Here is a 12,164-nt window from a genome sequence, read left to right on the forward strand (position 1 = left end):
CCTTTGCGAAAGCTAACACCTCATCACTGAATATCTCTCACTGATTCAAACTATTGAAAAAACAGGGCTGTTTTTTCTTCTCAGCGCCCCCATATTTCTATAGCATCACTAGATATTACTCGGCTATTTCTAAACACCGCCGTCTACTCGTTTTGAGGAAGTACCACAATGACCATTAAACTCGGCATGGTAATGGATCCTATTTCATCCATTAACTACAAAAAAGACACCTCACTCGCCATGTTATGGGCCGCCGCTGAAAAGGGCTGGGAACTCATCTACATGGAGCAAAAAGACCTCTTTCTAGATAATGGCAAAGCGTATGCCATGGCCCGTTCTTTAAGCGTTTATAAAGACCCTAAACATTTCTACGACCTTGGCGAAGAAGAACGTATTGCCTTAGGAGACTTAGACATTATTTTGATGCGTAAGGATCCACCATTTGATGGGGAGTTTGTTTACAGCACCATGATCCTTGAACAAGCAGAACGTGATGGATGTATGGTAGTGAACGATCCGAAGAGCCTACGTGATTGCAACGAAAAACTTTTTGCAACCCAATTTCCTCAGTGTTGCCCACCAGTGTTGGTAACTCGCCGTGCGGATTTACTGAAAACCTTCCATAAAGAACATGGTGATGTGATTTTCAAACCCTTAGATGGTATGGGTGGTACATCCATTTTCCGCCTTAAACCCGATGACTCAAACGTTAGCGTCATTATTGAGACGCTCACTAACATGGGCCAAGAGCAGATCATGGCACAAAAATTCATCCCTGAAATCAAACAAGGTGACAAACGTATCTTGGTTGTGGATGGTGAGCCGGTTCCTTATGCTTTGGCGCGAATTCCAGCATCTGGAGAAACTCGTGGTAATCTGGCCGCTGGTGGTCGTGGGGAAGGTCGCCCTCTAACAGAGCGAGATCATTGGATTTGCCAACAAGTCATCCCCTCGTTAAAAGAAAAGGGCTTACTCTTTGTTGGTTTAGATGTCATTGGTGATTATTTAACGGAAATTAACGTCACCAGCCCAACCTGTGTCAGGGAGTTAGACAATCAATTTGATCTAAACATTGCCATGACGTTAATTGAAGCCATAGAGAAACGCTTAACCTAATATCATGCGAGTTGTCGATAAATTCTCCGTTACCCTCTTCATTGCTATTAGCCTGCATTTGCTAATGGCAATGTTGGTGAGCTTTGACTTTGAATTACCTGCACCTAAACCCAATACGCTCGAAGTAACTTTAGTTCAGCACACCAGTAAAGCACCAGTAGAAGCGGATTTCATTGCTCAAGCAAACCAAGAAGCAAGCGGTACTGAGCTAAGAAAAAAGAAATTGACGACCACGGAAGAAGCGCAATTTTTATCGGACAAGATTCAAGAAATCTCGCCCCCGGTACAACCACAATTAGCCTCAGCTGACCCCATTGAAGAACCCAGTTTATTGGCCACACAAGATCAACAAGCGGTCCTTGAAGTCGCAAAAGAGGTTGAACTAGAACCAAAAACCTTAGAAGAGCGTTTCCGAGGTGAAACCCAAATCCCCAGCCATTTATCCAATGACATCGCGACATTAGAAGCCCTACTAGACCAACAACGCCAATCATACGCCAAACGCCCCCGCATTAGACGTTTGACATCCGTTTCAGCGAAAGCCGCGGTCGATGCAAAATATTTAGACGATTGGCGTCGTCGAATTGAGCGTATCGGTAACATTCATTATCCTGAAGAGGCAAAACGTAATCACCTATATGGGGAGTTACGTCTCGCCGTTATTATCTTACCGAATGGCTATGTGGACGACATTGAAGTCTTACATTCCTCTGGTGTACGGGTGCTTGATGACGCGGCCATGAGAATCGTCCGTTTGGCCGAACCTTTCCAAGTGTTCCCCAGCGAACTCAAAAAAGAAGTGGATAAGCTTGAGATCATCCGAACCTGGCGCTTCATTCCAGGCAACCAGTTGCGCAGCCAGTAAATAGATTCAACATGGCACGCCGCAACCACAGACACAAAAAAGCCCTCACTAAGAGGGCTTTTTGATATCAAGTTTATTTAGTCGAATTGCCCGTCGCCCATAGCGACACGAATCTTCTTCATCGCATTCTTTTCAAGTTGGCGAATACGCTCTGCGGAGACACCATACTCATCAGCCAATTCATGCAGAGTCGATTTACCATCAGACAACCATCGTTGTACCAAGATATTTCGGCTACGCTCATCAAGATCCGCCATAGCAAGCTCAAGACGCTGATTAGAATCCTCTTCCCAATTGCCGTTTTCCAACAACATGGCCGGATCGGAACGGTGATCTTCTAGAAACTGAGAAGGTGCTTGGTAAGCACTGTCGTCATCGTCATCTGCAGACGCATCAAATGCCATATCAGATGCGCTCAAACGGCCTTCCATTTGACGCACGACATCTGGTGTCACACCAAGGTCACTGGCAACCGATTCCACCTCAGAGTTACTAAACCAAGATAGGCTCTTTTTCGCACTACGTAGATTAAAGAACATCTTACGTTGCGCTTTGGTGGTCGCCACTTTCACAATGCGCCAGTTTTTCAGAATGAATTCGTGTATTTCAGCTTTGATCCAATGCACTGCAAACGACACCAAACGCACACCCACTTCTGGGTTAAAACGCTTCACCGCTTTCATCAAGCCGACGTTACCCTCTTGAATCAAATCACCTTGAGCCAAACCATACCCAGAGTAACTTTTCGCAATGTGCACAACAAACCTTAGATGCGACATAACCAATGTACGGGCCGCTTCTAAATCTTCTTGATAATATAAACGTTCTGCCAGTGCTTTTTCTTCCTCCGCTGTCAGAATCGGAATTCGACCAACGGTTTGTACATAAGACTCAAGATTCTGACCCGGAGTCATCATATCGATAGGCTGAAGAGCTTTACTCATCTCTATTTCCACCTTTTAATTTTCCATACCTTGTATGACAAAATACTAACAAGTTAATTCTGCGTGTGTGTGACATAAATGTGAATAAAACGTGGCGAATTCAATCTCAGTGTAATGCGCCTGTTTATGTCACTGCAGTTCAATATTGGCAATGTGTCGGTTGACGGCAATCCAAGCCCCAAAAACACCAACAAATGCACTAATAGTTAAACATAAAACAATCTCATCTGCATTAAAAGTCTGCAGTTGAAAGTCGCTTTGATACAAATCAATCAAGCGCTCGGCTGGTGCACTCACCCACCAGCTGAGTACCAGAATACAAAGGCTAGCAAACACACCGCCTAAAATGCCAAACCAAAACCCCATATATAAAAAAGGTCGACGAATATAGGCGTCCGTCGCGCCAACTAACTTCATCACCAAGACTTCATCTCGACGACTCTCAACAGCCACTCGAATGGTATTACCCACGATTAACAGTACAGCAATCACGAGCAATACTGACAAGGCGTAAGAAAAACGTTGGCCAAAACTCAGTATATTGGCAAGGCGCTGTAACCATTGTGCATCTAATTCGGCGATATCAACTTCAGGCTTGGTTGCTAATTCATCTCGTAACGCCTGCAAACTCGACAACGTCGTGACATCAACGGCTTCTCTCGGAATGACTCTCAAGACAATCGGCAAAGGGTTTTCAGACAAAGAGGATAAAGTTTGCTCATAGCCACTGGAGCGCTCAAAGTAACGTAGGCCTTCTTCTTTTGAAATATATTCAACAGACGCCACATCTGGTTGGGCCGAAATCTGATGAGACAACGCCAGCGCCTCTGTGTCTTCCAAATTTGGAAAGAGATAAAGCGTAATCACGGATTGCCTTTCCCATTGATCTGTAACGGTTTGAACATTTTTCAGCACCACATAGAGACCACCAGGTAAAGACAGCGCAATGGCAATCACCATCACCGTCATCACACTGGCTAGAGGATAACTGAGCAAACGCGCAAAACTCTCTTTCAAGGTGGTTTTATGCTGCAGGAAATACAGGTTCGCGTTAAAACTGGATCGCGTTGGCCAATGATGTTTTGAGGCTTTTACGGACGCGCGTGTGGCGCCTCGCTGACTCGGCTTCTGTGCCATTAAGCGAATCCCCCATCATTAACCATGCGCCCTTGATTTAAGGTCAATACGCGATGACGCATGCGCGCCACTAAGGCCAAATCATGACTCGCCACCAGCACGGTCACACCGACACGGTTAAACTCCTGAAAGAGGTTCATGATTTCAGCAGACAGCTTGGGATCGAGGTTACCTGTCGGTTCATCAGCCAGCAGCAATTGCGGTTTATTCACCACGGCTCGAGCGATGCCCACGCGTTGTTGCTCGCCACCCGATAACGCCATTGGATTGAATTTTTCTTTTTCCAATAAGCCCACTTTGTCCAGCGCTGCACGCACTCGCTTTGCGATCTGTTCGTGATCTGCACCACTGACTTGCAAAGGCAAAGCCACGTTGTGAAACACACTGCGATCCAATAACAATTGGTGGTTTTGAAACACCACCCCAACACGACGACGATGTTGTGGAATCGCTCGTCGGCTTAAGGTTCGCAAATCCACACCATCAATCAGAATTTGACCGGAAGTCTGACGTTCAATCATCATCATGAGTTTCATCAGTGTACTTTTGCCGGCCCCAGAGTGGCCGGTCAAAAATGCCATTTCACCTTGTTGCAAATGAAAACTGACTTGCGATAAGGCTTCTTGACCACTGTCGTACTTCTTTCCAACGCGCTGAAATTCGATTTCCACTCTACTTCACTATCCTGATTATTAGATGGCTTGTACTTAGTCTTGATCCCCTGTGAACAGAGCATCAATAAATTCTTGCGCCACAAATGGACGCAGGTCATCAGCCTGCTCACCTACACCGATGTAACGTATTGGCAGACCGAACTGTTTCGCTATAGCAAAGATAATACCGCCTTTTGCGGTGCCATCAAGTTTCGTCAGGGTGATACCACTGACGCCAACCGCCTCTGAAAACAACTTGGCTTGACTGATGGCATTCTGACCAGTTCCCGCATCCAATACCAGCATAACTTCATGCGGCGCTTGCGGATCTAGCTTTTTCATCACACGAACCACTTTCGACAACTCATTCATGAGGTTTTGTTTGTTTTGCAAACGACCAGCGGTATCGGCAATGACAACATCAATATTTTTCGCTTTTGCTGATTCAATCGCATCGTAAATCACCGACGCCGAATCCGCTCCAGTATGTTGTGCAACCACTGGCACATTATTACGCTCGCCCCAAACCTCTAACTGTTCTACGGCCGCAGCACGAAAAGTATCCCCAGCCGCGAGCATCACACTCTTACCTTGAGCTTGATACTTCTTCGCCAATTTACCAATCGTAGTGGTCTTGCCCACGCCATTCACGCCCACCATTAAGATTACAAAAGGACCATCCGCATTAGTCGGTTCCAACTCCTGTTGGGATTGCCCTAAAATTGCTTCCATGTCGGCTTTTAAATGCGTTAACAAAGCATCTGCATCTTTTAGCTCTTTGCGATTAAGTTTGTCTGTCAGGCCTTCAATCAAAGTACGAGTCGCATCAATCCCAACATCCGCCATCAACAGCTGTGTTTCAAGCTCTTCAATCAGATCATCGTCTACTTTTTTACTGCCACTGATGATTGACGATAAACCGTTCCCCAAACCACTTCGTGTGCGAGTTAACCCAGATTTAATGCGTTCAGACCAAGACAGGCTCGAAGCGTCTTCAGCAACTTCAACTGAAGCAACAACGGCTTCTTGCTGATTAGGCACTGTCGAATCTTCTGTCTCATGTGTGCCTTCCTCATACTTAGCTTCGACCGTTTCCTGTGATTCGACGGAGAGTTCTTGGGCATTTTGAGATTCTGTATCCTTTTTCTTGGCCTGATCTATATCTGCGCTCATTTTTTTCACAAAACGACGACGAATTACAAACGCCAGCAAAGCCATCAAGGCACCAATCACTATAGGAACATAACGGGCGTATTCACCAAGATAAGGGGTAAAAAAAGCAATAATCTGATTAACAACTTCCATTCAATTCGTCTCTTTGTTTTGGCTGATGCAGTAAACACCAGTGAAATGCTATCATAAGGACTTGCGCCATTGTGATGGACGCACAAAATGACTATTTTATCATCATTCTGATTCGCAATCAGGCCTGTTTTCACACAAATTGCCCTGTTAACAGGCTGCCTAAAGGTTCATTATGCGCGACAAAAATAAGCCTCTTTTTAGCCGACCTGTGTTGGCTGCTATTATGCTGTTCTCCACATTAGCAATCTGGCTACTAAATCTCACCGCTCCGAGCGCGAAATTGCCGACGCCAAGCATTGAACAATGGACTACCGATTCAGGTATTCCTGTCATCTGGCTCAACCAAACAACATGGCAAGGCAGTGACAAACTCGAAATCCGTTTTTCCTTTCGCGCCGTAACCACAGACACCAAATTAATTCAGTCGACACTTGCCATGTTGATGAGTGACGCGTTACCACTCAGTACCGCTTCGATCAATCAAAGATTGTCTCCTTTGGCTGCCAGTGCGAATACTTACTATGATCATGAGAACCAAATTCTTGGATTGACCGTCAGTAATAACCCTTCTTATCTCGTACCAAGTCTCAAGCTCACCAAGAACTGGTTAACCCAAACAGCGTTCAAACATCGTACCTTCGACAATTGGCAAGAACGCAACCCTTACCAACAAACCGTTCAGCATGAGTTAGAGCAGATACTGTTTTTTCAACAAAACACACCGCCAATTAATCAAATCACCCTGGACGATGTCACAGAGTATTATCAAAAAATGACTCAAACCGTCGCAACGATTTATCTGGTTGGCGACATGACCGAACAAAGCAAGAACATTGTAAAAGCCGGTTTAAACGCCATTACAGAGCAATTCTCATCCGCTTTTGTTGCTGAAAATAGCCACTCAGAAACCATTGAGTTAGCATCCTTAAGCGCACTGATTCAGCAAAATCAGGGCATATTATGGCAAACTCGCAGTGCCCTTGCTCTTTCACCCGTTAGCAGCGTGCAACAATGGCTCAGCTTACAAATTTGGGGCGCCGATCTAGTAGAAAGTTTAAACGCGCAAGAGAATATCGACTTTGTTCAACTCGCCTTAGCCCTATCACCTCATCACCCTTGGGTTTGGTGGAACGTCCAATATGGTCAAACGAATCAACGCGCAGAAGCTAGTAACATTGCAACGGGGGAACCAGACATCAGCCTAAAAAGCTTTGTTTTTGTTGAACAGGTTCCTTCCATCAAGAGTAAAAAAAGATTTGAGCAATTACAGGAAAACCTCATTGCCCAGTTAGAAAAAAACACCTTATCACCCACCTGGTGGAGCGTCATTGCAGGGCAATTCACCCATCAAGACAGCGAGTTGACGCTGGAAACCTTTGCTCAAGAGTATAAGGAAGCCGTCGACAATTTCCGTTATGAAGACTACCAAGCGGCTCTAAAACAATTAATCAATGCGCAAACTTATCAAGAGATTCAGGTTTACCAATAATGAGAAAACACGCCCCCAACAACAATCACGCCAGCAAGACCAAAAGCAAGGCAACGAAACTCCGAATTATTGCTGGAGAATGGCGTTCTCGTCAGTTACCTATCCCGAACGTAGAAGGTTTGAGGCCAACACCCGATCGAGTTCGCGAAACCCTGTTTAATTGGATCAATCCTTATTTACCTGGTGCAGTCTGCGCTGACGTATTTTGTGGCTCAGGCGCATTAGGCTTAGAAGCCTTATCCCGTGGCGCGAAGCATTTAACTTTTGTCGATAACGCCAAGTTGGTCACCAAACAAATGACAGACAACTTGGCCACTTTGCAAACACAACAAGCTCAAGTCATTCAACAAACAGCGGACGCCTATCTAGGCCAACCAGCTAATCAAGCATTTGATATCGTGTTTCTGGATCCGCCATTTCGAAAAGGCTGGCTGGAAAAAATCATTCCGCTATTGGAGCAAGGCTGGTTAGCCAAACGAGCTTTGGTCTACATTGAAATGGAAAAAGAAACACCTCTCCCTCTATTGCCTGAACATTGGCAACTCAGTAAGGAGAAAGTGGCCGGCCAGCTTGTTTACCGATTGTTTGAGGTATCAACGCAACCTTAAATAAGCTTTATTCCCCTTTTTTCAAACGCGTTTGCCCCATTTAGAGGCAAACGCCCTCTATCGATACTCAACACCAGTAGACTCCACCTATCACAGCGCAAGTCATTGATCTGTGCACGGTATTTGCATGAGTCAGGTTACTTTATTCATTCATGTTTTTATCAACCGCCCACAAGGCAGGTAGGTCTAATAATGTTGAAAAACCTTTCTTTTAAAATCAAGCTCATGCTCTTACTCGTTTCCGCTGTCATCGGTTTTATCATTGTTACTTTCGTCGCCATTGAAGGGCTATCCGCTCAACAAAGTGCAAATACTAACGTGAGGACACTGTCAAAAATCCAAACATCTAATGATCAAATTAGCATTAACTTGCTGGCAATAGCCGATAGTTTTCGATCGATTTCAAGCGATAATATCGACCACTACATTCAACAGGTCGAAAACCAAGAGCAGCAAAACACCGAGCTCACACAAGCCAATATAGAAAGAACCAATAACGACAACTTAAGCGTCACATTACAAGGCAATCTTGAAATCATCCGTCAATACAGCAACATTTTATTAGACCTTGCTCGCGAACAAAACATTGTCGGATTCGACTCAACATCAGGGATGCGTGGTCAGATCGATCAGCTTGGCAATCAAATAACCGAAGACATCAGTAACCTAAGCTTGCTCAAGCGTGAATTTTCTAGCGTACGCCAAGCAGAAGCCAGCTACCTTTCAGATCCAACCGCTGAAAATCTGGAAAAATTCACCCGTAATTTTGAAAAATTTGATCGCCGTATTTCCAACTTTGGTTTCCAAAGTACCCATGGCGTAACGGCCAATGCTTATCGTGATGCGATACTTAAATACGGTCAGGAATACCAAACGCTTCTGGCCACAGAAAATCTGTTTAATCAGCAAAAGTTGGCCTTCCAGAGCAGTCAAACCAAAGCAAGCCAAATCATTGAACAACTTATGACAGAGGCCGAAACAGAGGCCGAAAGCCGATCCAGCCAAGCCAATGCAACACTGCTAACAGTAAGCTTCGCGGTGATTGTATTTGCCACATTGTTAATGATGGCCATAGGCCGCAGTGTCAATGAATCACTCAAGAACATCATCAGTGATTTAAATAAAGTGAAGCAAGGCGACATGTCTTCCAAAGCCAATATCAACAGAAAACGTCTGGACGAATTTGATCAGTTGGGACAATCGCTAAATGAAATGACCGAGGGGTTAGGCGATGTATTAAAGGATGTGGTCACCACAACCGATACCTTTAATACCATGTCCAGCGATCTAAACAACAGTATCAGCGACATCACCACCAGTAACCATTTAGTGAATCAACGTACTCACTCCTTGGCCACGGCAACAGATGATATCTCAAATCGCTTAACCGAATTGTCGAACACCACGGACACACTTAAAAATCAGTCTAACGATACTTACCAATCTGCCAAGTCTGGTGCCGATACCATCAATCTCGTGTTGACCAGCATTAACGATACCGTGAGCATTGTTCAAGTCACCAGCGAACAATTAAATCAACTCGGACAATTATCAAAAGACATTGATAACGTCATCGCCATGATTAATGATCTCGCCAACCAAACGAATTTATTAGCACTTAATGCCGCGATTGAAGCCGCCCGGGCAGGAGAAGCTGGACGCGGCTTCTCCGTGGTCGCTGATGAAGTCCGTGCCTTGGCCGAGAAAACAGTGGATGCAACCTCAAAAATCACTGAGATCGTCAACACCATTCAAGATTCAACACACTCCGCCATTACCACGATGGAAAGCGGCAAGTCGAAGCTCAATATCATTAGTGAAAATGGCAACAAGGCGGAAGAGGCCATGCGCAACATTGAACAATTCGCGATGACAGGTACTCAATCGACGGATTCAATGGCAAATTCTATCCAAGATGTGGCCAGTACCGCCGTTGAAATGAGTAGCGAAATGGAGCAAATTGCACAACAACTTAACCAAGACACAAGCTCGATTGATATTTTAGCGGATAAAACCCAGCAGATTCAGCGACTTTCTGAGCAATTGGCGCAAAAAACCCACCTATTCTCACTGGCCTAATCCAGAATCCCCTTATTACCACTTAATAAGGGGATTTCCTTCTCTATCCCTTGATGGCAAACCATGCAGCCGCTAGACTGTGTGGATTCATTTTTTGGTCTAGTTCCCCGCTTACCTTCACGGGAACACGAGTATTTCATTAGGATTACCAACACCCATGCCAGACGCCATTCCAGCCGATTCTGTGGGCCTAGTTACACCACAGATTGCGCACTTCGACAAGCCGTTAACGCTTGCCTGCGGGCAAACCTTGGCATCGTACCAACTCATCTATGAGACATATGGCACGCTAAACCAAGACGCTTCTAATGCCATCTTAATTTGTCACGCATTAAGCGGCGATCATCACGCGGCGGGCTACCATGATATGGCAGATAAAAAGCCTGGCTGGTGGGATTCGGCCATTGGCCCGGGCAAAGCCATCGACACCAATCACTATTTTGTCATTGCGCTGAATAACCTTGGGGGGTGTTGTGGTTCAACAGGCCCCACCAGCATCAACCCTGAGACCAATCAGGTTTGGGAAGCAGACTTCCCGATTGTCACTGTAGAAGATTGGGTCGAAAGCCAAGCCCGCTTAGCCGACTTGCTAGGCATTCAAACCTTTGCCGCGATTGTTGGCGGCAGTCTGGGTGGAATGCAAGCGCTTGAGTGGAGCATTCGATTTCCTAAACGTCTCAAATCCGCAGTGATTGTCGCCTCCGCACCGAAATTGTCAACGCAAAATATTGCCTTCAATGAAGTGGCTCGTCAGTCAATCCGACGCGACCCAGATTTCTTTGATGGCCGCTATCTAGACAATGAATCCATTCCAACCAATGGTCTTGGTTTGGCGCGCATGCTAGGCCATATTACCTATTTGTCCGACGATGCCATGGGAGCCAAATTCGGCCGTCAGATGCGCCATGAACAGTATCAATACAATTACGGTATAGAATTTGAGGTCGAAAGCTACCTACGTTATCAAGGGGAAGCTTTCACCAAACGTTTCGATGCCAATACCTACATGCTGATGACCAAAGCCTTGGATTATTTTGACCCCGCCGCGCAAACCAATGGTGACTTGGCGGCCGTACTGAGCCGTGCTGAGTGCGAGTTCCTTTTGGTTTCTTTTACGACAGATTGGCGCTTTTCGCCGGTGCGCAGTGAAGAAATCGTCAATGCGCTGATCAAAGCAGGCAAACCGGTTTCCTATGCCAAAATTGAAGCCACCGAGGGTCATGATGCTTTCTTATTTCCCATTCCTCGCTACATGCAGGCGGTAAACAGTTTTTTAACGCGCATCGCTGATCAAGTAATGCCACCCTCTAGCCAAGGAGAGTCTGAACATGCGCGCTGATTTAGAAATCATAGACGACTGGATTCAACCCAATATTCGCGTGCTCGATTTGGCCTGTGGTCCTGGTGAACTTCTCCATCATCTGATCCATTACAAACAGGTCAGTGGTTATGGCTTAGAAATTGGCTCAGAAGATCTGAACACCTGTATTCAAAAAGGCATTCCAGTGTTGGAACAAAACATTGATGAAGGGCTACAGAATTTTGAAGATCAAAGCTTTGATCTCGTGTTGATGACCCATGCTTTACAACAGTTTCGTCGCCCAGATTTATTGATCGATGAAATGCTACGCATTGGCAAAGAATGCATTATTACGTTTCCTAACTTTGGTCATTGGCGCAGTCGTTTACACTTAGCGCTAAAAGGTCGTATGCCAGTCTCTGAATTTATGCCTTACAACTGGTACGACACACCCAACATTCACTTTTTCACCTTTCAAGATTTTGAGCGCTTGTGCCACGAAAAAGGCATTAAGGTGTTACGTTGGGCAGCGGTAGATGGCCATCTAAAAAACCATTGGTGGATTCGCTCCATGCCCAACCTATTCAGTGAAACCGCCATTTTTCATATTAGCCGCAAAGCCTAAGTCAGCGGACAAGGTCACCACTTTATGGCAACGTTTCAAGAGG

At 45.5% G+C, this 12,164-nt stretch carries 11 protein-coding genes; 7 read left to right on the forward strand and 4 right to left on the reverse strand.

The annotated features are described in order from the left end of the window. Positions 1-168 precede the first annotated feature (168 nt). Both gshB and MAR181_RS17320 read left to right on the forward strand, forming a co-directional pair. Entirely contained in the window at positions 169-1,116 is a 948-nt protein-coding gene (gshB, locus tag MAR181_RS17315) for a glutathione synthase (protein ID WP_013797889.1), read from the forward strand. 4 nt (positions 1,117-1,120) lie between these two features. Further along, positions 1,121-1,981, forward strand: coding sequence for an energy transducer TonB (locus MAR181_RS17320; RefSeq protein WP_013797890.1), 861 nt, complete (start codon positions 1,121-1,123; stop codon positions 1,979-1,981). A gap of 77 nt (positions 1,982-2,058) precedes the next feature. Here the strand turns inward: MAR181_RS17320 and rpoH are convergent, their stop codons facing one another. The 4 genes from rpoH to ftsY all read right to left on the reverse strand — a co-directional run bounded on the left by rpoH (position 2,059) and on the right by ftsY (position 6,020). Beyond that, on the reverse strand, positions 2,059-2,925 hold the full coding sequence (gene rpoH, locus MAR181_RS17325) for an RNA polymerase sigma factor RpoH (RefSeq protein ID WP_013797891.1): 867 nt from the start codon (positions 2,923-2,925) through the stop codon (positions 2,059-2,061). 129 nt (positions 2,926-3,054) lie between these two features. Further along, complete coding sequence (gene ftsX / locus MAR181_RS17330) at positions 3,055-4,062, reverse strand: permease-like cell division protein FtsX (protein ID WP_013797892.1); 1,008 nt, start codon at positions 4,060-4,062, stop codon at positions 3,055-3,057. Beyond that, entirely contained in the window at positions 4,062-4,733 is a 672-nt protein-coding gene (ftsE, locus tag MAR181_RS17335) for a cell division ATP-binding protein FtsE (RefSeq protein WP_013797893.1), read from the reverse strand. The genes ftsX and ftsE overlap by 1 nt, the downstream gene beginning before the upstream one ends. 36 nt (positions 4,734-4,769) lie before the next feature. Further along, positions 4,770-6,020 (reverse strand): signal recognition particle-docking protein FtsY, encoded by a 1,251-nt coding sequence (ftsY, locus tag MAR181_RS17340; RefSeq protein ID WP_013797894.1) that lies wholly within the window; start codon positions 6,018-6,020, stop codon positions 4,770-4,772. A 172-nt stretch (positions 6,021-6,192) separates the two neighbouring features. Between ftsY and MAR181_RS17345 the strand changes: the two genes are divergently transcribed. The 5 genes from MAR181_RS17345 (at position 6,193) to metW (ending at position 12,121) form a co-directional block, all read left to right on the forward strand. Beyond that, a complete protein-coding gene (locus MAR181_RS17345) occupies positions 6,193-7,509 on the forward strand; it encodes a peptidase M16 family protein (RefSeq protein ID WP_013797895.1) in 1,317 nt (438 codons plus the stop codon). Continuing rightward, positions 7,509-8,117, forward strand: coding sequence for a 16S rRNA (guanine(966)-N(2))-methyltransferase RsmD (gene rsmD, locus MAR181_RS17350; RefSeq protein WP_013797896.1), 609 nt, complete (start codon positions 7,509-7,511; stop codon positions 8,115-8,117). The genes MAR181_RS17345 and rsmD overlap by 1 nt, the downstream gene beginning before the upstream one ends. 192 nt (positions 8,118-8,309) lie before the next feature. After that, a complete protein-coding gene (locus tag MAR181_RS17355) occupies positions 8,310-10,196 on the forward strand; it encodes a methyl-accepting chemotaxis protein (protein ID WP_013797897.1) in 1,887 nt (628 codons plus the stop codon). Between the two features lie 157 nt (positions 10,197-10,353). Next, a complete protein-coding gene (metX, locus tag MAR181_RS17360) occupies positions 10,354-11,535 on the forward strand; it encodes a homoserine O-succinyltransferase MetX (protein ID WP_013797898.1) in 1,182 nt (393 codons plus the stop codon). Next, entirely contained in the window at positions 11,525-12,121 is a 597-nt protein-coding gene (gene metW, locus MAR181_RS17365) for a methionine biosynthesis protein MetW (RefSeq protein ID WP_013797899.1), read from the forward strand. The genes metX and metW overlap by 11 nt, the downstream gene beginning before the upstream one ends. The last annotated feature ends 43 nt before the right edge of the window (positions 12,122-12,164 follow it).

This window comes from Marinomonas posidonica IVIA-Po-181 (assembly GCF_000214215.1).
Classification (GTDB): domain Bacteria; phylum Pseudomonadota; class Gammaproteobacteria; order Pseudomonadales; family Marinomonadaceae; genus Marinomonas; species Marinomonas posidonica.